We start from the raw sequence: 21696 nt of genomic DNA on the forward strand, positions 1-21696 counted from the left end.
GGCGTTTTCCGGCGCCGGCGACCGGCCTAGGCGGTGCGGTAGCGGCACTCCCAGAAGGCGACGGCGGCCGCCGCAGCGACGTTGAGGGAATCCACCCCGGCGTGCATGGGGATCTGCAGGGACAGGTCGGCCGCGGCGAGGGCACCGGCGGAGAGGCCCTCGCCTTCGGTCCCCAGCAGCAGCGCAAGCCGCTCGAGCCCGGCCGCGCCGACCTCCTGGACGGGCACCGAGCCCGGCCCCAGGGCCAGCGCCCCGAGGGTGAACCCTGCCCCGCGGAGCGCCTCCAACTGCCCGGGCCAGTCGGTGAGGCGCACCCAGGGCACCTGGAAGACGCTGCCCATGCTGACCCGGATGGCGCGGCGGTACAGCGGGTCGGCGCACCGGGGGCTGATGAGGACGGCGTCGATGCCCAGCGCCGCGGCGGACCGGAAGAGCGCCCCGAGGTTGGTGTGGTCGACCATGTCCTCGAGCACCGCGATCCGGCGGGCCCCCGCCAGGACCTCCCCGAGGTCCGCCGGGGCCGGACGGTTCATCGCGGCCAGGGCTCCGCGGTGGAGGTGGAAGCCGGTGATCTCCTCGAGGGTGGCCTCGTCACCGAGGTAGGCCGGAACCCCGGGGAACCGGTCGAGGACGTCCTGGAGGCCCGGCAGCCACTTCTCGGCCAGGAAGAAGGACCGCGGTGAGTGCCCGGCATCGATGGCGCGCCGCAGCACCTTGGAACTTTCGGCGATGTACAGGCCGCCGGCCGGTTCGATGCGGCGCCTCAGCTGGGTATCGGTGAGGTTGCGGTAGTCCGAGGTGCGCGGGTCCCCCGGGCCGTCGAGCCGGATCAGGCCCATGCGCGCGTCCCGGTCCGCGTCCCGGTCCGCGGCGGGTCCGCGGGGTGCGCCGGCCGGGCCGCGCCCCTACGCGGGGCGGGCGACAGCACTGTAGCGGCCGTCCGCGCGGCTGACCTTCAGCGGCAGGCCGAACGCGTTGGAGAGGTGCTCTTCGGTGAGCACGTCCTCGAGCGGACCGGCGGCGACGATGCCGCCGTCGCGCATCAGCATCGCGTGGGTGAACCCGGGAGGTACTTCCTCGAGGTGGTGGGTGACCAGGACGGTGGCGGGGGCATCCTCGTCCTGCGCCAGTTCGGTCAGCCGGCGGATGAGGTCCTCGCGCCCGGCGAGGTCCAGCCCGGCGGCCGGCTCGTCGAGCAGCAGCAGCTCGGGATCGGTCATGAGTGCCCGCGCGATCTGGACGCGCTTGCGTTCGCCCTCGCTGAGGGAGGCGAAGGGGCGGTTCATGAAGGTCGACATGCCCCAGGTGTGCAGGAGGCGGAACGCGCGGCGCTCGTCGAGCTTCTCGTACTGCTCACGCCAGCGCCCGGTGACACCGTAGGAGGCGGTGACGACGACGTTCAGGACCGTCTCCTGCTCGGGGATCTGGGATGCCAGGGCCGCCGAGGCGAGCCCGATCCGGGGACGCAGTTCGAAGACGTCGACGGCGCCCATCACTTCGTCGAGGATTCCGGCGACGCCGGTGGTGGGGTGCAGGCGTGCGCCCGCGATTTGCAGGAGTGTCGTCTTTCCGGCTCCGTTGGGCCCCATGACGACCCAACGCTCGCCCTCCCTGACCTGCCAGTTGACGCCGTCCAACAGCGTTTTTCCACCCCGAACGAGGCTCACCCCGGCCAATTCAAGAACGTCACTCATAGCACTAGACACTAGGCTAAGACCCGGGTAGTTGGCGAAATCAGCACCGCCGTCCGGCCCCGCCCGCAGCACCCGCTCCGGCCGGACGGGCACCCCTGCATGCACTGGAGGTTTCATGACCGCGCCGTTCCGAGTCGTCAGCTACGGCCTTGGCGATTCCGAGGCAGGCTTCCGCGCCGTCGAGGACGCCGTCCGCGCCGCGGGAGCGCGCATCACGTCGGTCGACGAGGGCGGCGACGCCCGCTACCGGGTCCGCACGCTGGGCGTCGGGTTCTCCGGCCCGGCTGCGGACCTCCGCGCGGCGCTGCCCGGGTCCGGCAACGCCGCCGCCGGCGCACCGGCCGGACCGGTGGGCACCGCCGTCGTTCCGGCTTCGGTCTTCGCCCCGGGCACCAAGCTGCTCGTCCTCGACGTCGACTCGACGCTGATCCGGCAGGAGGTCATCGAACTGCTGGCCGCCTATGCCGGCCGGGAGGCCGAGGTTGCCGCCGTCACCGAGGCCGCGATGCGCGGTGAACTCGACTTCGCCTCGAGCCTGCACGCGCGCGTCGGGGTCCTGGCGGGACTGCCCGAGGCGGTGCTCGACAAGGTCGGCGCGCAGATCGAACTGAGCGAGGGCGCCGAGGTGATGGTGGAGGCCTTCCTCGCAGCCGGCCACCTCGTGGCCGTGGTCTCCGGGGGGTTCAGCCAGATCCTTGAGCCGCTGGCGGCGAACCTGCGGCTGACCCATGCGAAGGCGAACCTGTTGGAGGTCAGCGACGGGCTCCTCACCGGCCGGGTGTCGGGAGCGGTGGTCGACCGCGCGGAGAAGGAACGCTCCCTGCGGCGCTGGGCGGCGGAGGCGGGTATCCCGCTGGAGCGGACTATCGCCGTGGGAGACGGCGCGAACGACCTCGACATGCTGGGCGCCGCCGGGCTCGGGGTGGCGTTCAATGCGAAGCCCGCCGTGCGGGCCGCCGCGGACGCCGCCATCGACCTGCCCTACCTCGACATTGTGCGGCACTTCGCCGGAATCTGAGGCTGATCCGGCGTAGGAACCAGCGCTCACGGTCCCCGTGGAGGCGTATCCGAAACGTCCCCACAGGACGGCGACAGTGTCGGAGCCCCTCAGTACACTGGGACGCATGACCGGGCAGGAACCGGCCCCGCCGCGGGCCGACACGGCTTCCCATGCAGGCGCGGGCCTCGACGCGGCCGGCACTCCCCCGCCGGTTGCGGACGGCGGCACTCCGCACCCGGCCGACAGCGACGCCATCGATACGTCGCTGCGCACTCCGGAGGAGCGCTCACGCACCTTCACCGGCATCCTCGTGAACACCGCCCTCGCCAACATCACGACAAGCTACCTGTGGTTCGCCCTGACGTTTTGGGTGTACCTGCAGACGCGCAATGTGATCGCCACCGGGGTGGTCGGCGGCGCGTACATGCTGCTGATCGCCCTCTCCAGCATCAGCTTCGGCACCTACGTGGACCGCTACCGCAAGCTGGCCGTGATGCGCTTCGCCGCCGCTTTCACCCTCGGCATGTTCGTGCTGTCGGGGATCATGTTCGCCCTGACGCCCACCCCCGCCCTGCTGGACCTGACCCGGCCGTGGTTCTGGGTCTTCACCCTGATCATCCTGGTCGGTGCGGTGGTCGAGAACATGCGCAATATCGCCCTCTCCACGACCGTCACTATCCTCATCGAGCCGGACCGACGGGCCAACGCCAACGGACTCGTGGGCATGGTGCAGGGTCTGATGTTCATCGTCACCTCGGTGCTGTCCGGGCTGTCCGTCGGGCTGCTGGGCATGGGTTGGACGATCGTCGTCGCCCTGGTGCTCACGGCGTTGGCCTTCGCACACCTGCTCACCCTGCGCATGCCGGAGGAGGTGCGCGCGGCCGCCACCGACGCGCACGGCGGGTTCGACCTGCGCGGCTCCGTGGCCGCCGTGCTTGCCGTGTCCGGGCTGTTCGCGCTCATCCTGTTCTCGACGTTCAATAACTTCATCGGTGGCGTCTACCTCGCGTTGATGGATCCCTACGGCCTTGAGCTGTTCCCCGTGGAGCTGTGGGGCACCTTCTTCGCGCTCGGCGCCACCGGGTTCATCGTGGGCGGGGCACTGATCGGCAAGTTCGGCCTGGGTGCCAACCCGATGCGCACCATGCTCCTCGCCGTGGTCGTCATGGGGGTCCTGGGTGCGGTGTTCACGGTGCGGGAGTGGGCCTGGCTGTATATTGCCGGCATCTGGCTGTACCTCGTCCTCATACCCTTCGTTGAGGCAGCGGAGCAGACGATCATCCAGCAGGTGGTGCCCCTGCAGCGGCAGGGCCGGGTGTTTGGGTTCGCCATGGCGTTCGAGTCCGCTGCGGCGCCGATCACCGCATTCCTCATCGCTCCGATCGCGCAGTTCTGGATCATCCCGTACGCGCGCTCGGAGGAGGGAGCGGCCCAGCTCGCCCCGCTGCTGGGCGAAGGCACCTCACGCGGTATCGCCCTGGTATTCCTGGTGGCAGGGATCATCCTGATTCTCGCCGCGCTGCTGGCCTTCCTGACACCGGTCTACCGGCGCGTTTCGGCGTCGTATGCGCAGACCGCCGCAGAGGCGTCCGGGAGCGCAGACGCCCCCTCGCCCGCGCAGTAAGTCGGAGCGCTGCACACCGGGCCAGGGTCCGCCCGTTGGCCCGGGGGCGGTGCAAGCGTACTGTCGATTGAGTCGGTGGTGATCCGCCGCACCATCAGACACCCCTGACAGGCGGGGACCTGATGGCCTTGACCGGTCGTTGGACGGCTTTGGAGGGGTCCTGGATGTGGTTTGACTCGTGGACACAGATCCTGAGGGTGCTGCTGATCGGATCGGTTTCCTATGCCGCCCTTGTCCTGGTGCTGCGTGCCTCGGGCAAGCGCACGCTCGGTCAGCTGAACGCCTTCGACTTCATTGTCACCGTTGCATTCGGCTCGACCCTTGCGACGATCCTGCTCAGCTCGGACGTCGCCTTCCTGGAGGGGGTCACGGCCCTGGCGCTGCTGGCGGCGCTCCAGCCGGTCGTCGTCTGGGTGTCGGCGCGCTGGCCCGGAGCGCGCTCCGTCGTCACCGCCCGGCCGGTCGCGCTCGTCGCGTCCGGAAAACTGCAGCACGCCGAACTGCGCAGGAACCGGCTGACAGAGTCGGAGGTACTGCAGGCGGTGCGCAGCAACGGGTTCTGCGATCTTTCCAAGATCGCCGCCGTCGTGCTCGAGACGAACGGGACCATCAGCGTGATCCCGGCGGCCAAAGCCGGCAGCGGTTCGGCCCTGGCCGGCGTGGCCAACTGGTCCGGGGAAGGAGCTTCATGACCGGGCCCGCCGACGGGCCCGGTACCGCTCCGGCGCTGCCCGAGCGGCTCCGCACCGCAGAGGTCCTCGCCCGCCGACTGGACAAGCCGATGGGGATCCTCGGCGTGATCTTCCTCTTTGTCGTCCTCGGCCAGCTCCTCGCCGAGGATCCGGCCGTGGTCCTGGTCTTCAGCATCATCGGCTGGGTGTTCTGGGCCGTCTTCGTCGCTGAGTTCCTGCTGCGGGCCTATCTCGGCGGCTTCAGCAGGGCATTCTGGGCGAGAAACTGGTGGCAGGTCGTCTTCCTGCTCGTTCCATTCCTCCGGTTCTTCCGCGCACTCCAGGCCCTTCGCCTCCTTCGGCTCGCGAGGTTCGCCCGGTTCGGGGGAATCCTGTCCGCAGGGATCCGGGGCTCCAGGTCGGCGGGCAGGCTGCTCTCGAGCAGGATCAGTTGGCTCGCGGCGGTGACTGCCGTCGTGATCCTTGGGGCGAGCCAGCTGCTCTATGCGACGGGCTCCCACGCCTCGTACACGGAGGCGCTTTTCGAATCCGCGATGGCCACCATCACCGGCAGCGGCCTGACGCCGACGGACCCCTTCGCCCGTATTCTCCAGGTGCTGCTGGCGGTCTACTCGGTGGCCGTCTTCGCGACGCTTGCCGGGTCGCTTGGAGCCTTCTTCCTGCGGGACCAGGACCGGATGCCGTCCGGGCGGGACGGCCAGGGAATGCCGGCTTCGGGCCTCTCCCAGACAGCACCACCGGGGAACAACCGACTCTGAACGGGACGCGCCCAGAACGCTGTCGAGGCGGGGGTGGGGACTACGCCGGACCCGAGGGGCAGGGAGGTTTACCGGATTGTGAGGTCTGCCCGCACACCCGGCCACCCGGGCGGAGCGGACTCCACCTCCAGTATGCCCACTCCGGCACCGCCGCGACCTGCCTGCCTTGAGGGCAATCCACTTATCAGCAGAACCAACCTGCTGGCCACGTACGCCTAGGGGACGGTGCTCAGGAGCGGCTACTCTTCTGCCATGGAGTGCACTCAGGGAGCCCGAACACCCCGGCCCGAACCCAAGTGCCGGCCGCTGTGAGGGGACAGATCACGGCGCGCGATCTTCGGGATTCGCTGCGCACTCAGCTCTGGCCCGTTCCCCTGCTTGCCCTGGGCGTGGCCCTCCTCCTGGGTCAGTTCCTCCCGGTCCTCGACCGGGCCCTGCAGGACAGGGGTCCGCTGCCGTTGTCAGGCCTGCTGTTCAGTGGAGGGCCCGAGGCCGCACGGTCCCTGATGGAAACCATTGCAGGTTCGCTGGTCACGGTCACGTCATTGACGTTTTCCCTTACCGTGGTGACGCTGCAGCTCGCCAGCAGCCAGTTCTCTCCCCGGCTGCTCCGCACATTCACCCGCGACCGGTTCGTTCACAGCACCTTGGCACTCTTCCTCGCCACGCTGGTCTTCGCGCTGACCGTCCTTCGCAGCATCAGGACGGAAACCGAGACGGACCCTGGTTTCGTCCCCGAAATCTCCGTGACCTTCGCCTTCGTTCTCGCGGTGGCCAGCGTCATCGCCCTCGTCCTTTTCCTGGCGCATCTGTCCCGGCAGATCCGCGTCGAAACGATGCTCCGCGACGTCCACTCCGAAGCCAATGACACCATCGCCAGGATCTTCCCTGAGGTTGACCCACCTCCACCGGTCAGGCAGCGGGAGGGATCTTCACCTGGCATCCTCCTCGCGAGCGATTCCTCCGGGTTCCTCACGGGAATCGATGAGGAGCTGGCACTGAGTGCCGCCACCGATACCGGAGTGTTCATCTCGGTCGATGCCGAACCGGGCAGTTCGCTTATCCAAGGGATCCCCTGCGCCAGGGCATGGAGCCTCCAGGGGACAGAGATCGATCCACGGGTGCAGAAGACAGTGCAGAAAAAGCTGAACGCGGCCCTCAGGACCGGTTTCGAGCGGACCTCGGTACAGGACGCCGGGTTCGGGCTGCAGCAACTCCTCGACGTAGCCTCGCGGGCACTCTCCCCGGGGGTCAACGATCCGACAACTGCCGTTCACGCCGTCGGGCATATCTCAAGTGTGCTGTGCTCGCTGGTATCACGGCATGCCGGCCCCAAAACCCTGAGTGACGAGAAGGGAACGCCCCGGGTGATCCTGGCTTTTCCAACCTTTCCCGCCCTCCTTGACCAGGCCATGGGGCAACTGCTCGCCTATGGCATGGCCGATCCCCGCACCGCGGAACGCACGGTTCAAATGCTCCGTGAGATCGCCTGGACCGACTCAGCGGGGCGGCACCGGGGGGCTGTGCGTCATCAACTTACGAGGACACGCAGCGTCCTGTCCGCTGCCGGTTTGAGCGGGCACGAAAGGAAGAGGCTGGAAGAGTGCTGCGGCACCGTCGAGGCGGCCGCGGCCGGGGTATGGCCAGTGGGCCACACCCCCGACCGCTAGGTCTTCGCCTCCTGGCACTGTTCCTCGGTCCGGCCGCCGACCGGCGGCGGTCAGCCCTGGGCTACGAAGCCGCGCGCTCCGCCGACCAGTTCGGTGTGGCCGGTCGGCACGTCGGCGCTGACCATCTTCACGATCTCCGCGGCGAACTCCGCCACCGAGTAGAGCTTGCCCGCCTCGCTGCGCCGGGCCTCGATCGCGCCGGGGGCGGCACGGTCGAGCAGGGTGGCGGTCACCGTGCCTTCAATCATGTCGCCGGAGACGACGACGAGGCGGATGCCCTTGTCCTCGAGCATCGGGATGAGCTCCCGCAGGGCGTCCTCGCCGGCGCGCTTGCTGCGGGCCACCGGCTCGTAGGCGTCCATGGTGGGAACGGTGTCGATGAAGTGCGCCTGGTGGCTGGTGACGAACACGACCCGGGACCCGGCGGGCATGACCCCGACGGCGGCCTTGAGCATGTTGACCTGGGCGTCCCGGTTGAGCTTGAGCGCGTAGTCCTCGCCGACGCCGCTCTCCATGCCGCCGGAGGCGTTCAGCACGAGCAGGCCGAGCCCGCCGAAGCTGCTCACGGCGGCGTCCACCAGGGCGGCCGGGCCCTCCGGGGTGGTGAGGTCGGCACCGACGGCGACGGCCTTGCCCCCTGCGGCCTCAATGCCTGCCACCACCTTGTTGGCACGGGGGGCCTTCTGCCGGTAGTTCACCACGACCCCGGCGCCCTCGGCGGCCAGCAGCTGGGCCACATCGGCTCCGATGCCCCGCGATGACCCGGTGACGATTGCTCCAATGCCGTCCAAAGCACCCATTAATACTCCTTCTTCGCGCGGGTCGGTCCTGCGCATCGTGACTTCGTGATTGAGGCGGCAGCGGGTGCCGCCGCCGGAATACTGTGCCGGGCCTAGTGCCCCATGCCGAGGCCGCCGTCGACCGGGATGACGGCGCCGGAGATGTAGCCGGCCTCCTCGCTCGCAATCCAGCGCACCACCTTGGCCACCTCGTCCGGTGAGGCGAAGCGCCCGGCGGGGATGGTGGCGAGGTAGCCCTTGCGGGTGTCCTCGGGAAGCTCAGCCGTCATGTCGGTGTCGATGAAGCCCGGCGCGATGACATTCGCGGTGATGCCGCGGGATCCAAGCTCGCGGGTCAGCGAGCGGGCAATGCCGACCAGCCCGGCTTTTGAGGCGGAGTAGTTGATCTGGCCGGGGGCGCCGTAGAGGCCGGTCACCGAGGAGATCAGGACGACGCGCCCGCGGCGCAGGCGGATCATGCCCTTGGAGGCGCGCTTGACCACCCGGAACGCGCCGGTGAGGTTCGTGTCGATGACGTCGGTGAAGTCGGTCTCGCTCATGCGCAGCAGCAGCGTATCGCGGGTGATGCCGGCGTTGGCGACAAGCACCTCGACTGGACCATGGGCGGCCTCGACCTCGGTGAAGGCGGCGTCGAGCTGTTCCTCGCTCGTCACGTCGGCCTTCACGCCCAGGATTCCCTCGGGCACCTCGCCGCTGCGGTAGGTGACCGCCACCTTGTCCCCGTTGGCCAGGAACGCCTTCGCGATGGCAAGCCCGATCCCCCGGTTGCCGCCCGTGACCAGGACGCTGCGTCCGGGCTTGTCCTCATCGCTGCGATTTGTTTCCTGCACAGGGATCCTCCGCTTTCGGGTGTGCGTTGTAACTAAACGAACTATGTCAAAGTGTCCCGTCGATCCTAGCCGCGGAGCAGCCAACTTTAACAACGGGCGGCGGGGTGAGATAATTGACTAAGGCCCCTTGGGAGTGGAATGAGTAAGCAGACCAGGCACAGCAGGCACGACACCGACGTTCACAGCATCTCCGACGCCAGGGAGTCCCACACCGACGAGATGCGTTCGCGCATGATCAAGTACTCGATCTCCATGGGCATCCGGATGGTCTGCCTCATCCTCGTGTTCTTCGTCGAAGGCTGGATGATGTGGGTCGTGATCGCAGGAGCGGTGCTCCTCCCCTACTTCGCCGTCATCATCGCCAACGGCGGCAGCGACACCAGCGAGATCCGCCACACCGACGCCCTGCTCGACCGCGCACCGGCGCGCGAGATCGAAGCTCCGGGCCCCCCGGTGGAGGCGGAGGCGCCCGGCCCGGTCGTGCTGGCCGGTGAGATCATCGACGAGGAGCCGGTGACCGCCGCCGATGACCACCAGAACGACGACGACGATCCGCTGCGCGGAAGGACGGACACTGCCGCGTGAGCACCGCTGGTTTCAACATCTTCGAGGCCCTGTCGGGCGCCCCACAGCAGGCGTCCGAAGCGCCGGTCTGCTCCCGGAAGGGCTGCCGCGAGGCGGCCGCGTGGCAGCTGCTGTGGAACAATCCGAAAATCCACACCCCTGAACGCCGCAAGGTTTGGGTCGCCTGCTCCACGCATGTCGACTGGCTCCAGGACTACCTCCAGGTCCGCGGGCTCTGGAAAGAGACAACCGTGCTGCCCGGGGGTGCGTCCTAGGTGTACCGGTTCCTGATCTCCCCCCGCTGGCTCGCCTGGTTCGCCCTGGTGACGGCACTGGCTGCGGCGTGCGCCGGGTTGGGCAGGTGGCAGCTGGAACGGCGCAACGCCGTGGTGTCCGACATCGGGCGCATCGAGGCGAACTACGAGCGCTCACCCGTGCCCTACGCCAAAGGCACTGTCGACTTCGCGACCTACGACCCCCTGCAGGAGTGGACTCCGGTGCGGCTCACCGGGCAATACGACACTGAGGGTCAGGTCGTCGTGCGCAACCGCCCGATGAACGGCCAGCCCGGCTACGAGGTGCTTACCCCGCTGCGGCTCGAGGACGGCACGGCGGTCATCATCGACCGGGGGTGGCTGCCCATCGGCAATGACCGGGCGGGGCGGCCGGATTCGATCCCCGCGCCCCCGGAAGGCGAGGTGACCGTGACGGCGCGCATCAAACCGGGCGAGCCGGCGGTGAATCGTGGAGCCCCCGAGGGCCAGGTGGCCTCGATCGACCTCGAAGGGTACGCACGGATGCTCGGGTACCCGGTGCAGACGGGGGCGTACGGACTGATGGCCGCCGAGGACCCGGCGCCGGCCGTCGTGCCCGCGAAGTTCCCCAAACCGTCACTGAACGAGGGACCCCACCTTTCCTACTCCCTGCAGTGGTTCGCCTTCGGCGTGCTCCTCTTCGTCGGGCTCGGCTATGCCGCCCGCCAGCAGGCGCGCCTCGACCGCGAGGAGGCGGGCGGCCGCCCGGAGGCAGCCCGGCGTCCGGGGCGTCGCCCCACGGCCGAGGAGGCCGAGGACGCGCTCCTGGACGCCCAGGGCTACCGCTGAGCCGCTAGGCCAGCGTCACGAGGTCGAGGTAGTCCTCGTTCCAGAGGTCCTCGACGCCGTCCGGCAGCAGCACGACCCGCTCGGGCTTGAGCGCCTCGACGGCCCCCTCGTCGTGGCTGACCATGACGACGGCACCGGTGTAGTTGGCCAGCGCGCCGAGGATCTCCGCGCGGCTGGCGGGGTCGAGGTTGTTCGTCGGTTCGTCGAGGAGCAGGACGTTCGCCGAGGACGCCACGATCGTTGCCAGCGCCAGGCGGGTCTTCTCGCCGCCGGAGAGCACCCCGGCCGGCTTGTCGACGTCGTCGCCCGAGAACAGGAACGAGCCGAGGATGCCGCGCACCTCTGCGTCCTTCATGTCCGGAGCGGCGCTCTTCATGTTCTCCAGGACCGTGCGTTCGGTGTCGAGCGTCTCGTGCTCCTGCGCGTAGTAGCCGACCTTCAGGCCGTGGCCCGGGATCACCCGGCCCGTGTCCGGGGTGTCGACCCCGGCGAGCATGCGCAGCAGGGTCGTCTTCCCCGCACCGTTGAGCCCGAGAATGACCACCTTGGAACCCCGGTCGATCGCCAGGTCCACGTCGGTGAAGATCTCAAGGGACCCGAAGGACTTGCTGAGGCCCTCGGCGGTCATCGGGGTCTTGCCCGACGGCGACGGATCCGGGAACCGCAGGGCCGCCACGCGGTCGCTGGCCCGGACGGCGTCGAGGCCGCCGAGGAGCCGCTCGGCGCGCTTGGCCATATTCTGGGCCGCAACGGCCTTCGTGGCCTTGGCGCGCATCTTGTTGGCCTGGTCCATCAGGACCTGCGCCTTCTTTTCGGCGTTGGCGCGCTCCCGCTTCCGGGCCCGCTCGTCGGTCTCGCGCTGCTGCTGGTACCGCTTCCACCCCATGTTGTAGATGTCGATGGTGGCCCGGTTGGCATCGAGGTGGAACACCTTGTTGACCGTCGCCTCAAGCAGGTCGACGTCGTGGCTGATCACGATCAGCCCGCCCTGGTGGGTGCGCAGGAACTCGCGCAGCCAGGTGATCGAGTCGGCGTCGAGGTGGTTGGTCGGTTCGTCGAGCAGCATCGTCTCGGCACCGGAGTACAGGATGCGCGCGAGTTCAACGCGCCGGCGCTGGCCGCCGGAAAGCGTGCGCAGCGGCTGGTTCAGGATGCGCTCGGGCAGGGCGAGGTTGGAGGAGATGGCCGCGGCCTCGGCCTCGGCGGCGTACCCGCCGCCGGCGAGGAACGCCGCTTCGATCCGGTCGTAGCGGTTCATCGCCTTCGAGCGGACCGAGGTGACCTCGCTGGCCATGTCCTCCTGGGCCTGGCGGAGTTCGCGGACCACCGTGTCGAGGTTGCGCGCGGAGAGGATCCTGTCGCGGGCGAGCTGGTCCATGTCAGGGGTGCGCGGATCCTGCGGCAGGTAGCCGATCTCCCCGCTGCGCGAGACGGAGCCCGCCGCGGGCAGGGACTCGCCGGCGAGGACCTTGGTCATCGTCGTCTTGCCGGCGCCGTTCCGGCCGACAAGGCCGATCTTGTCGCCGCGGTCCACGCGGAAGGACACCGACTCCATCAGCAGCCGGGCTCCTGCTCGCAGCTCCAGGTTCGATACGGTAATCAATTCCGTGGCCTTTCGTGGCCCTGTGCGCTGCACAGGACTTTTTTGTCGATGATCTACAAAGGAATCTTGCCGGTCCGGCACTATTCTCGGGAAGGAGCGGCATTCCGTTGTCGCGTCGCCACAAGGGACATCCCACTCCGGGATGCCACCTGAGTCCGAAACCGCGAGGAAGAATTCAATGAGCCAGGCCCACCAGAGTTCCTCCGGGGCAGCTGTCACATCCCGCGGGCGTGCCCGGAAGCGGTGGAATTCCACCGATCTGTCATTGATCGCGGTCTTCGCCGCGCTCATTGCCGCCCTCGCAATCGTACCCGGTATCCCCGTCGGCGCGCTCGGGGTGCCCATCACGCTGCAGACGCTCGGGGTGATGCTCGCCGGGGTGGTCCTCGGACCCGCACGGGGTGGAGCCGCCGTCGGGCTGTATGTCCTGGCGGGACTGGCGGGCCTGCCCATCTTCAGCGGGTTCCGCGGCGGCCCCGGCGTCCTGGCCGGGCCGTCCGCCGGGTACCTGCTCGCGTTCCCGCTGGCGGCGGTGCTCGCCGGGTTCCTCGCCGTCCTGCTCCTGCGCCGGACCCGCAGGTTCCGCGTCGGCGCCCTGTTCCTCGCCTGCTTCACTGCGAGCCTCCTGCTCATCCACCCGCTGGGCATCGCCGGCCTGGTGGTCAACGGCGGGCTCGGCGTGCGCGACGCGATCGCCGTCGACGCGGCGTTCCTGCCCGGCGACGTTCTCAAGAACCTGCTGGCCGCCGGCATCGCCGCAGCGGTGCACCGGGCCTTCCCGGCAATGCTCCGGCGCGAAGGGGCGTCCGGGGCCGCGGAGGCCGCGCGTCCCGCATGATCGTCTTTTCCGGAGCGTCGGTCACCGTCCCCGCCGCAGACGGCGGCAGCCGCGCCATCCTCCACCCGCTCAGCCTGGAACTGGGCGAGCACCGCATCTCGGTGATCGGCGCCAACGGCTCGGGCAAGTCGACGCTGCTGAAGCTGGTCAACGGGCTGCTGCTGCCCTCGACCGGCAGTGTCACCGTCCGCGGCCTGGACACCGCCCGGCGGGGCAGGGAGGTCCGCCGGGCCGTCGGCTTCGTGTTCACCGACCCCCTGTCCCAGCTGGTCATGCCCACCGGCCGCGAGGACGTCGAGCTGTCCCTCCGCAGCCGGATCCGGCACGCCGACGAGCGCCGTGCCGCGGGCATGCGGGTCCTTGAGTCCTACGGCATCGGGCACCTGGCGGACCGCTCCATCTACGACCTCTCCGGTGGGGAGCGCCAGCTGCTGGCGATCGCCGTGGTGACGGCCGTCCAGCCCGAGGTGCTGGTGGCGGACGAACCGACCACCCTGCTCGACCTTCGCAACGAGCACTCCATCCGCTCCGTGCTGCGTGGACTCCCCCAGCAGGTTCTCTTCACCACCCACAACCTGTCCTTCGCCCAGGACAGCGACCGCACCCTTGTGATCGACGGTGGGCGGGTCGTCTTCGACGGGGATCCGGCCGAGGCCGTCGCCTTCTACCAGGAGCTCTGCCTGCGGTGAGGGGCCACGGCCAGCTCCTCGGGCTCTACGTCCCCGGGCGGTCGCTCCTGCACCGGACGCCGCTGGCGCTCAAGGCCCTCCTCAGCCTGGGGGTCAGCACGGCCGTGGTTCTCTACCGCGAGCCGCTCCCCACGGCGGCAGGGCTTGTCCTGTTCCTGCTCCTGATGACCGCCGGCGCCCGGCTGCCGCTGCGGAAGGTGCTCGGCGCGCTGGTGCCGGCGCTGCCGGTGCTCGCCCTCCTCGGGCTCTATGCCTGGTTCAGCCGGGGTCCGGAGGCCGCGTTCGTGGTGCCCGGCGGCATCGCGGTGTGCATCCTGGCGGCGCGGCTGCTCACGGTCACCACGCCGGGGCAGGAACTCCTCGACGGGCTGGTGCGCCTCGTGCGGCCGCTGCGCCGGCTGGGCGCCGACCCGGAGCGCTTCGCCCTGACGCTCTCCATCATGGTGCGCAGCATCCCCTACCTGGTGGGCTCGCTGGCGGACCTGCGGGACGCCGCGAAGGCGCGCGGGCTCCACCGCAGCCCGCGCGCGGTGGTCATCCCGGTGGTGGTCAACGCGGTGGCCTACGCCCACGCCACCGGACAGGCCCTCGCCGCGCGCGGGCTGGGCGAGCACGACGACGGGGAGGACGGGCCCGACGGGCGGGGCGGGCGCGACGCCGACGGGCGGGGCCTGAGCCGGCCCTGACTGCGGCACCCACTACGGCCGGCACCTGCCCGCACCCACTACGGCCGGAACGCAGCACAGCCGGAGCACACGAAAGGGGCGGCTCCGAAGAGCCGCCCCTTTGTGGAACTCCGCGCCGGGGCGCGGACCTGAGGTCGTCCTAGATGTTAAACCCGAGGGCGCGCATCTGGTCGCGGCCGTCCTCGGTGATCTTCTCCGGGCCCCACGGCGGCATCCATACCCAGTTCAGCCGCCAGTCATCGACCACCCCGTCGAGCACCTGGCCGACCTGCTCCTCGAGCACGTCGGTCAGGGGGCACGCGGCCGTGGTCAGGGTCAGGTCGATCAGCAGGGCGCCGTCGTCGGCGTACTTCAGCCCGTACAGCAGGCCCAGGTCAACGACGTTCACCCCGAGTTCGGGGTCGATCACATCCTTCAACGCCTCTTCGACGTCGTCCAGCGGCGTCTGCGCTGCTTCTACTTCACTCATCGTCTTCCTTTCGCGGACGCGGACAACAGGTCCTACGCTTCGACTGCCGGGGTGGCCGCGGCGAAGCGGTCGTAGCCCTCTTCCTCGAGCCGGTCGGCGAGCTCGGGGCCGCCCTCCTCGGCGATGCGGCCGTCGACGAACACGTGCACGAAGTCCGGCTTGATGTAGCGGAGGATGCGGGTGTAGTGGGTGATCAGGAGGGTTCCCATCTCCCCCTTGGCGTGCTCGCGGTTGACGCCTTCCGAGACGACCTTCAGGGCGTCGACGTCGAGGCCGGAGTCGGTCTCGTCGAGGATCGCGAAGCGCGGGCGGAACAGCTCGAGCTGGAGGATCTCCACCCGCTTCTTCTCACCGCCGGAGAAGCCCTCGTTGACGTTGCGCTGGGCGAAGTCGGCGTCGATGCGCAGCTGGGACATCGCCTGCTTGACGTCCTTGGTCCAGTGGCGCAGGCTCGGGGCCTTTCCGTCAAGGGCCGTCTTGGCGGTCCGGAGGAAGTTCGTCATGGTGACGCCGGGCACCTCGACCGGGTACTGCATGGCCAGGAACAGGCCGGCGCGGGCACGCTCATCAACGCTCATGGCCAGGACGTCCTCGCCGTCGAGGGTGATGGAGCCGCTGTCGACGGTGTACCGGGGGTGGCCGGCGATGGTGGAGGCAAGGGTCGACTTGCCTGAGCCGTTGGGGCCCATGATCGCGTGGGTCTCACCGGTGCGAATGGTGAGGCTGACGCCTTTGAGGATCTGCTTGGCGCCCTGCTCCGTCACGATGCTGACGTAAAGGTCCTTGATTTCAAGGGTGGACATCTGTTTTCCGTTCTCCTTTGCCCTGGCGGCCAGGGCGTCGTCTAAGTGTGCTGGTGCCGGGCGTATCAGCCGAGCTGGGGTGCGGGTGCTCCGTTGGTGACCGTGGTGATATCCACGTACACGTTGTTGTCGCGGATCTCCAGGGCGAACACCGGCACCGGTTCGTAGGCCGGCAGCTGGAGGGGCGCGCCGCTGCGCAGGTCGAACTGGGAGCCGTGGCCCCAGCATTCGATGGCGCAGCCCTCGACGTCGCCCTCGGCGAGGGAGATGTCGGCGTGGGAGCAGGTGTCCCCCAGGGCGTGGATGTCGCCGTCGGAGTCCCGCACGATCGCCACCGGATAATCGTCGATCAGCACGCGCAGGGCCTGCTTGACCTCGATGTCGTCGACACTGCAGATCAGTTCACCCCGCGGGGTGGCCTCCGCGCTCACAGGTTGCCTGCCGCGAGCTCGTTCTCGAGGGCCAGCGCGAGGCGCTCCTCGAGGGCGGGAACCTTGATCTGCTGGATGACCTCGGTGAGGAAGCCGCGCACCACGAGGCGGCGGGCGTCCTGCTCGGGGATGCCGCGGGCCATCAGGTAGAACAGGTGCTCGTCGTCGAAGCGGCCGGTGGCGCTGGCGTGGCCGGCACCCTCGATCAGGCCGGTCTCGATCTCGAGGTTCGGCACCGAGTCCGAGCGCGTCCCGTCGGTCAGCAGCAGGTTCCGGTTCACCTCGTACGTGTCGGTCCCCTCGGCCTCCTTGCGGATCAGCACGTCGCCGACCCAGACCGTGTGGGCGCCCTGGCCCTGGAGCGCGCCCTTGTAGGTCACGCGGGACTTGCAGTTGGGCACCGCGTGGTCCACCAGGAGGCGCTGTTCGAGGTGCTGGCCGGCGTCGGCGAAGTACAGCCCGTACATCTCGACCTCGGCGCCGGGCGCGGTGAACACCGAGGACGGCGTGAGCCGGACCAGGTCGCCGCCGAGGCTGACGACGACGTGCTTGAAGCGCGCGTCGCGCCCGATCTTCGCCTGCTGCGAGGAGACGTGGACGGCGTCGTCGTCCCACTCCTGCACGCTGACGACGGTGAGCCGGGCGCCGTCGCCGACGACGATTTCGACGTTCTGTGCGAGTGTCGCCGAGCCGGAGTGGTCGAGGACCACCACGGCGGTGGAGAAGTTCCCGGCCTCGATGACCAGGTGCTGGGCCGCCGGTGCCTGATCGGCGCCCAGGACCGTGACGGTCACCTCGGCGTCGGCCACGGTGTTGGCGGGGATGGTGACGACGGTGGCGCCGTCGGCCGCGGCCCAGGCCGCCGCGGAGATGCGGTCCTCGGGGGTGGCGGCGGAGCCGATCCGGGCGTCGGACTTCCCGACGGTCTCCACCTGGATGTTGGAGGCCCCGGAGACCCGCACTGAAGGACCGGTCCCGGTGAGGGGTTCGGTGTGAAGCCCGCGCAGGCGGTTCAGCGGGGTGAACCGCCAGTCCTCCTCGCGGCCGGTGAGCGGGGCGAAGTCCGAGAGGTTGTAGGACTTCAGCCGCTCCCCACGGGAGGCCTCAGGCACCACCGGGGCGTTGCCGTGGCTGTGCTTCTTCAGGCCGTGCTGGGCGGTGCCGGTGTTCAGCTCCGAGAGGCTCTCGCCCTCCTCGCTGAAGCCTGCGATCGCTGCGGGAGCCGAGGACGGGGCGCCGATCCGGGCCTTTTCGTCGGCTGCGGCGCCGGCCGGTCCGGCCATTGACGCTTCGTTGTTCATTTGAGTCGCTTCAGCCATTGCTAGCCTACGGCCCCTTCCATCTGGAGTTCGATCAGGCGGTTCAGTTCGAGCGCGTACTCCATGGGGAGCTCGCGGGCGATCGGCTCGATGAATCCGCGCACGATCATGGCCATGGCCTCGTCCTCGGGCATGCCCCGGGACATCAGGTAGAACAGCTGCTCTTCGCTGACCTTGGACACGGTGGCCTCGTGGCCCATGGTGACGTCGTCCTCGCGGATGTCGACGTACGGGTAGGTGTCGGAGCGGGAGATGGTGTCCACCAGCAGCGCGTCGCAGCGCACAGTGTTGGCCGAGTTCTTCGCACCCTCACGCACCTGCACCAGGCCGCGGTAGGCGGCGCGGCCGCCGCCGCGGGCCACCGACTTCGAGATGATCGAGGACTTGGTGTTGGGGGCGATGTGGACCATCTTCGATCCGGTGTCCTGGTGCTGGCCCTCGCCGGCGAATGCGATGGACAGGGTCTCGCCCTTGGCGTGCTCGCCCACAAGGTAGACCGCGGGGTACTTCATGGTGACCTTCGAGCCGATGTTGCCGTCGATCCACTCCATGGTGGCGCCCTCGTGGGCCACGGCCCGCTTGGTGACCAGGTTGTACACGTTGTTGGACCAGTTCTGGATGGTCGTGTACCGGACGCGGGCGTTCTTCTTCACGACGATCTCGACGACCGCCGAGTGCAGCGAGTCCGAGGTGTAGATCGGGGCGGTGCAGCCCTCGATGTAGTGGACGTAGGAGCCCTCGTCGGCGATGATCAGGGTCCGCTCGAACTGGCCCATGTTCTCGGTGTTGATCCGGAAGTAGGCCTGCAGCGGAATCTCGACGTGGACGCCCTTGGGCACGTACACGAAGGAGCCGCCGGACCAGACGGCGGTGTTCAGTGAGGCGAACTTGTTGTCGCCCACCGGGATGATCGAGCCGAAGTACTCCTTGAAGATCTCCGGGTGTTCGCGCAGCGCGGTGTCGGTGTCGAGGAAGATCACGCCCTGGCGCTCGAGGTCCTCGCGGAGCTGGTGGTACACCACCTCGGACTCGTACTGGGCGGCGACGCCGGAGACGAGGCGCGCACGCTCGGCCTCCGGGATGCCGAGCTTCTCGTAGGTGGTGCGGATGTCCTCGGGCAGGTCCTCCCAGGTGTTGGCCTGCTTCTCGGTGGAGCGCACGAAGTACTTGATGTTGTCGAAGTCGATGCCCGAGAGGTCGGCGCCCCAGGACGGCATGGGCTTGCGGTCGAAGTACTTGAGGCCCTTCAGGCGCAGGTCGAGCATCCACTCGGGCTCGTTCTTCTTCGCCGAGATGTCGCGGACGACCTCCTCGCTCAGGCCGCGGCGGGCGTTGGCGCTCGCCTCGTTCTTATCGGCCCAGCCGTACTGGTACGTGCCGATGCCCTCAAGCTCGGGGTTCTTCTCCAGGATGTCGCTGATGACCGACTCCGGGACGGGGGTCGGGGTCAGTGGCTTCTGGTCTACTTGATCCGTCATCACGGCCTTCCTTGCTGATGGTTTGGCAAATCCGAGGGGCGGGGTGCGGCGCCGGTTTCGGCGCGGGAGGCACCCGCCGGGGACGCGGTGCGCCCGAGGGGAATGTGGGTGGTGCAGACATGGCCGCCGCGGGCGAGGGTGGAGAGCCTGCGCACGTCGACTCCGAGCAGCCGGGAAAAGGCGGCCGTCTCCTGGTCGCAGAACGCCGGGAAGTCCGCCGCGAGCTGCTGCACCGGGCAGTGGCCCTGGCAGAGCTGGACGCTGAGCATCGTGCCGCGCGGGGCGGCCGCTCCGGCCGATCCGACGACCCGGGCCGATCCGACGAAGCCGTCCGAGCTCAGGGCCGCGGCCAGCGCGCGGGCGCGGGCCTCGAGGTCCGGCCCTGCGGCCTCGATCAGCGGCCGGTAGCGCTCCTCCATGCCGGCGAAGCGGGTCCGGGCGAACTCCGCCACCGCTCCGGGGCCGGCTGCCGCTCCAAGCTGCTGGAGGGCGGCGCGGGCGATGTCGAGGTAGTCGTTGCCGAGCCGGCTCTGGCCGCGCTGGCTGAGCACGTAGCGGCGGGCGGGCCGCCCGGCGCCCGTCGAGGTGCTGCCGCCGCGCTTGACTTCGATGAGGCCGTCGCGGGACAGGGCGTCGAGGTGCCGGCGGACGGCGGCCGGGGTGAAGCCGAGTCCGCTGCCGAGCTCTGCGGCGCTGACGGGTCCGCGCTCAAGGACCGCCGACAGGACCCGGTCCCGGGTGCGCTCGTCGGCGGCGGAGGCGGCGGAGGAAAAGTCCGCCCGGTCCCGCCCTGCGGCATGGTCGACCACATTCATTGCGTTCCCCCTCCCGCCCACGATACAAAATACACAACACAATCATGACGTAATGTGTGAATCCGTGCCAGTAAGGGCAGGCTTCCCCCGCCGCGCACCCCTACGTCCGGCGTTACTACGTACCGTAGAATAGCCGGGTGCATTCTTCAGCTGCCGCCCTGGTGATCGAGGGCCTCACCAAGGACTTCGGGCCGGTCCCCTCGCTCGACGGCAGGATGGTTCGGGTGCTCGACGGCGTTCACCTCGAGGCGTCCGCGGGCAGCGTCACCGCGATCCTCGGTGCCAATGGAGCCGGCAAGACGACCACGCTGGAATGCGCGCAGGGCCTCCAGCGGCCCACGGCCGGCACGGTGAGGCTCCTCGGCGAGAACCCGTACCGCGCGAGCCCCCGGCTCCGCGCCCGCGTCGGGGTGATGCTCCAGGACGGCGGGCTGCCGCCGTCGGCCCGGCCCCTGGTCCTGCTGCGGCATGTTGCCTCGATGTACGCCGATCCGCGCCCGGTCGACGAGCTGGCCGACCGGCTCGGGATCGACGACTTCGGCGGCACCGCGATCCGCCGCCTCTCCGGCGGCCAGAAGCAGCGGCTGGCCCTTGCCTGCGCCCTGGTCGGCCGCCCGGAGGTCCTCTTCCTCGACGAACCCAGCGCCGGTCTCGACCCCCAGTCCCGGACCATCGTGTTCGAGCTGATCCAGGAACTGCGCGCGGCCGGACTGGCGATCATCCTCACCACCCACCTGCTCGACGACGCCCAGAAGCTCGCGGACTACGTCTACATCATGGAGGGCGGACGCACCGTGGCCCAGGGCACCGTCGCGGACCTGACGGCCGGCGCCGCCCCGGAGAACTACCGCGAGCTGCGCTTCCAGACCGTGCCCGGCCTCGAGATTCCCCCGGGGCTCCTGCCGCACCTTCACCGTGCGGAACCCGAGCCGGGGCACTACCTGGTCAGCGGCGCCCTGACCGCGGCCGACTTCGCGGCCCTGGCCCAGTGGTGGGACGCCGAGGGGGTCCTCCCGGTGTCGGTGACCATGACGCCGCGGTCCCTTGAAGACGTGTTCCTCGACATCGCCGGACGGAGCATCCGATGACGCACCCCGCACCGCTGGCCCGGAGGGTTCTCCGCCACGGCGGGTATGAGGCAGCCGCGATGCTCCGCAACGGTGAGCAGCTCGTGCTCGCCGTGGCCCTGCCCCTGCTGGCCCTGGCCGGCCTGGTGGCGACGCCGCTCCTTGACGGCTACGGCGCCAGCAGGATCGACACCGCGGCACCCGGGGTGCTGGCCCTGTGCGTCATGTCCACGGCCTTCACCGGCCAGGGCATCGCCACGGGCTTCGACCGCCGGTACGGGGTGCTCCGGTTCCTCTCCACCACGCCCCTGGGCCGCTCCGGCCTGGTGTTCGGCAAGGCCACGGCCGTCGCAGTGGTGCTCGCCCTGCAGGTGGTGCTGATCGGCGGTGCCGCGGTAATGATGGGCTGGCGGCCGGAACCGGCGGGGCTTCCCTGGGCGGTCCTGGCCTTCACCCTTGGCGCCGCGGCCTTCACCGCGCTGGGCCTCCTCGTGGCCGGGACGCTGCGGCCGGAGGCGACCCTCGCGGTGACGAACCTGCTGTGGATCGTGCTGGCCGCCGCCGGCGGAATCGTCCTTCCGGCCGCCGGGCTGCCGGCCGCCCTCGAGCCGTTTGTCCGGATCCTGCCGTCCTCCGCGCTGGGCGACGGGCTCCGCGCGGCGTTCCTCGAGGGATCCTTCGATCCGCTGTCCTGCCTGATCCTGCTGGGCTGGGCCGCCGTGGCCAGCGCCGCCGCGATCCGCTGGTTCCGATGGAGTTGAGA

The 21696-nt window shown here is 69.5% G+C and carries 24 protein-coding genes; 13 read left to right on the top strand and 11 right to left on the bottom strand.

Translation table 11 applies throughout. The features are described 5' to 3' along the window. Nucleotides 1-26: 26 nt before the first annotated feature. Nucleotides 27-839 carry a TrmH family RNA methyltransferase gene (locus ACX80W_RS03805; protein WP_459280585.1) on the bottom strand — a complete coding sequence of 271 codons (813 nt, stop codon included), beginning with the start codon at nt 837-839 and terminating at the stop codon, nt 27-29. 66 nt (nt 840-905) lie between these two features. After that, complete coding sequence (locus ACX80W_RS03810; RefSeq protein WP_459280586.1) at nt 906-1694, bottom strand: ABC transporter ATP-binding protein; 789 nt, start codon at nt 1692-1694, stop codon at nt 906-908. A 115-nt stretch (nt 1695-1809) separates the two neighbouring features. Here ACX80W_RS03810 and serB point away from each other — a divergent pair, with 115 nt between their 5' ends. From serB to ACX80W_RS03835, 5 genes are all read left to right on the top strand, one after another. After that, nucleotides 1810-2712: a phosphoserine phosphatase SerB gene (serB, locus tag ACX80W_RS03815; protein ID WP_459280588.1), complete on the top strand. Its 903-nt coding sequence runs from the start codon at nt 1810-1812 to the stop codon at nt 2710-2712. Nucleotides 2713-2818: 106 nt separating this feature from the next. Further along, nucleotides 2819-4318: an MFS transporter gene (locus ACX80W_RS03820; RefSeq protein ID WP_459280589.1), complete on the top strand. Its 1500-nt coding sequence runs from the start codon at nt 2819-2821 to the stop codon at nt 4316-4318. A gap of 164 nt (nt 4319-4482) precedes the next feature. Further along, a complete protein-coding gene (locus tag ACX80W_RS03825; protein ID WP_459280591.1) occupies nt 4483-5010 on the top strand; it encodes a DUF421 domain-containing protein in 528 nt (175 codons plus the stop codon). After that, a complete protein-coding gene (locus ACX80W_RS03830; RefSeq protein ID WP_459280592.1) occupies nt 5007-5768 on the top strand; it encodes a hypothetical protein in 762 nt (253 codons plus the stop codon). The genes ACX80W_RS03825 and ACX80W_RS03830 overlap by 4 nt, the downstream gene beginning before the upstream one ends. Nucleotides 5769-6076: 308 nt before the next feature. After that, nucleotides 6077-7438: a DUF2254 domain-containing protein gene (locus ACX80W_RS03835; protein WP_459280594.1), complete on the top strand. Its 1362-nt coding sequence runs from the start codon at nt 6077-6079 to the stop codon at nt 7436-7438. Between the two features lie 50 nt (nt 7439-7488). Here ACX80W_RS03835 and ACX80W_RS03840 read toward each other — a convergent pair whose 3' ends face one another. Both ACX80W_RS03840 and ACX80W_RS03845 read right to left on the bottom strand, forming a co-directional pair. Beyond that, complete coding sequence (locus ACX80W_RS03840; RefSeq protein WP_459280595.1) at nt 7489-8238, bottom strand: SDR family oxidoreductase; 750 nt, start codon at nt 8236-8238, stop codon at nt 7489-7491. Nucleotides 8239-8330: 92 nt separating this feature from the next. Then, a complete protein-coding gene (locus ACX80W_RS03845; protein WP_459280597.1) occupies nt 8331-9068 on the bottom strand; it encodes a beta-ketoacyl-ACP reductase in 738 nt (245 codons plus the stop codon). 138 nt (nt 9069-9206) lie between these two features. Here ACX80W_RS03845 and ACX80W_RS03850 point away from each other — a divergent pair, with 138 nt between their 5' ends. The 3 genes from ACX80W_RS03850 to ACX80W_RS03860 are packed head-to-tail and all read left to right on the top strand — an operon-like array spanning nt 9207 to nt 10735. Then, the gene (locus ACX80W_RS03850; RefSeq protein WP_459280599.1) at nt 9207-9653 is read left to right on the top strand and encodes a DUF3099 domain-containing protein; all 447 of its coding nucleotides are present in this window, start codon (nt 9207-9209) and stop codon (nt 9651-9653) included. 17 nt (nt 9654-9670) lie between these two features. Beyond that, complete coding sequence (locus ACX80W_RS03855; RefSeq protein ID WP_459280864.1) at nt 9671-9907, top strand: hypothetical protein; 237 nt, start codon at nt 9671-9673, stop codon at nt 9905-9907. Continuing rightward, nucleotides 9908-10735 (top strand): SURF1 family cytochrome oxidase biogenesis protein, encoded by an 828-nt coding sequence (locus tag ACX80W_RS03860; protein ID WP_459280601.1) that lies wholly within the window; start codon nt 9908-9910, stop codon nt 10733-10735. Nucleotides 10736-10739: 4 nt separating this feature from the next. On the opposite strand, the gene ACX80W_RS03865 is transcribed toward ACX80W_RS03860, so the two are convergent. After that, nucleotides 10740-12338: an ABC-F family ATP-binding cassette domain-containing protein gene (locus tag ACX80W_RS03865; RefSeq protein ID WP_459280603.1), complete on the bottom strand. Its 1599-nt coding sequence runs from the start codon at nt 12336-12338 to the stop codon at nt 10740-10742. Nucleotides 12339-12516: 178 nt separating this feature from the next. Between ACX80W_RS03865 and ACX80W_RS03870 the strand changes: the two genes are divergently transcribed. From ACX80W_RS03870 to ACX80W_RS03880, 3 genes are read left to right on the top strand one after another with little or no spacing between them, the layout of a single operon-like run. After that, nucleotides 12517-13176, top strand: coding sequence for a biotin transporter BioY (locus tag ACX80W_RS03870; protein ID WP_459280604.1), 660 nt, complete (start codon nt 12517-12519; stop codon nt 13174-13176). Further along, nucleotides 13173-13865: an energy-coupling factor ABC transporter ATP-binding protein gene (locus tag ACX80W_RS03875; RefSeq protein ID WP_459280605.1), complete on the top strand. Its 693-nt coding sequence runs from the start codon at nt 13173-13175 to the stop codon at nt 13863-13865. The genes ACX80W_RS03870 and ACX80W_RS03875 overlap by 4 nt, the downstream gene beginning before the upstream one ends. Next, nucleotides 13862-14551, top strand: a complete 690-nt coding sequence (locus ACX80W_RS03880; RefSeq protein WP_459280607.1) for an energy-coupling factor transporter transmembrane component T family protein — start codon at nt 13862-13864, stop codon at nt 14549-14551. Before ACX80W_RS03875 ends, ACX80W_RS03880 begins: the two co-directional genes overlap by 4 nt. Before the next feature lie 139 nt (nt 14552-14690). Here ACX80W_RS03880 and ACX80W_RS03885 read toward each other — a convergent pair whose 3' ends face one another. The 6 genes from ACX80W_RS03885 to ACX80W_RS03910 form a co-directional block, all read right to left on the bottom strand. After that, the gene (locus tag ACX80W_RS03885; protein WP_459280609.1) at nt 14691-15020 is read right to left on the bottom strand and encodes a metal-sulfur cluster assembly factor; all 330 of its coding nucleotides are present in this window, start codon (nt 15018-15020) and stop codon (nt 14691-14693) included. Nucleotides 15021-15052: 32 nt separating this feature from the next. Further along, nucleotides 15053-15823 carry a Fe-S cluster assembly ATPase SufC gene (gene sufC, locus ACX80W_RS03890; protein WP_459280610.1) on the bottom strand — a complete coding sequence of 257 codons (771 nt, stop codon included), beginning with the start codon at nt 15821-15823 and terminating at the stop codon, nt 15053-15055. A gap of 65 nt (nt 15824-15888) precedes the next feature. Beyond that, complete coding sequence (locus tag ACX80W_RS03895) at nt 15889-16254, bottom strand: non-heme iron oxygenase ferredoxin subunit (protein ID WP_459280611.1); 366 nt, start codon at nt 16252-16254, stop codon at nt 15889-15891. After that, the gene (gene sufD / locus ACX80W_RS03900) at nt 16251-17555 is read right to left on the bottom strand and encodes a Fe-S cluster assembly protein SufD (RefSeq protein ID WP_459280613.1); all 1305 of its coding nucleotides are present in this window, start codon (nt 17553-17555) and stop codon (nt 16251-16253) included. The genes ACX80W_RS03895 and sufD overlap by 4 nt, the downstream gene beginning before the upstream one ends. A 20-nt stretch (nt 17556-17575) precedes the next feature. Then, the gene (gene sufB / locus ACX80W_RS03905; RefSeq protein ID WP_459280615.1) at nt 17576-19051 is read right to left on the bottom strand and encodes a Fe-S cluster assembly protein SufB; all 1476 of its coding nucleotides are present in this window, start codon (nt 19049-19051) and stop codon (nt 17576-17578) included. Next, nucleotides 19051-19866 carry a helix-turn-helix transcriptional regulator gene (locus ACX80W_RS03910; RefSeq protein ID WP_459280617.1) on the bottom strand — a complete coding sequence of 272 codons (816 nt, stop codon included), beginning with the start codon at nt 19864-19866 and terminating at the stop codon, nt 19051-19053. The genes sufB and ACX80W_RS03910 overlap by 1 nt, the downstream gene beginning before the upstream one ends. A 215-nt stretch (nt 19867-20081) precedes the next feature. On the opposite strand from ACX80W_RS03910, the gene ACX80W_RS03915 reads away from it, so the two are divergent. Further along, nucleotides 20082-20954: an ABC transporter ATP-binding protein gene (locus tag ACX80W_RS03915; RefSeq protein WP_459280865.1), complete on the top strand. Its 873-nt coding sequence runs from the start codon at nt 20082-20084 to the stop codon at nt 20952-20954. Continuing rightward, on the top strand, nt 20951-21694 hold the full coding sequence (locus ACX80W_RS03920) for an ABC transporter permease (RefSeq protein ID WP_459280619.1): 744 nt from the start codon (nt 20951-20953) through the stop codon (nt 21692-21694). The genes ACX80W_RS03915 and ACX80W_RS03920 overlap by 4 nt, the downstream gene beginning before the upstream one ends. Nucleotides 21695-21696 lie beyond the last annotated feature (2 nt).

The organism is Arthrobacter melezitosi, from assembly GCF_054511055.1.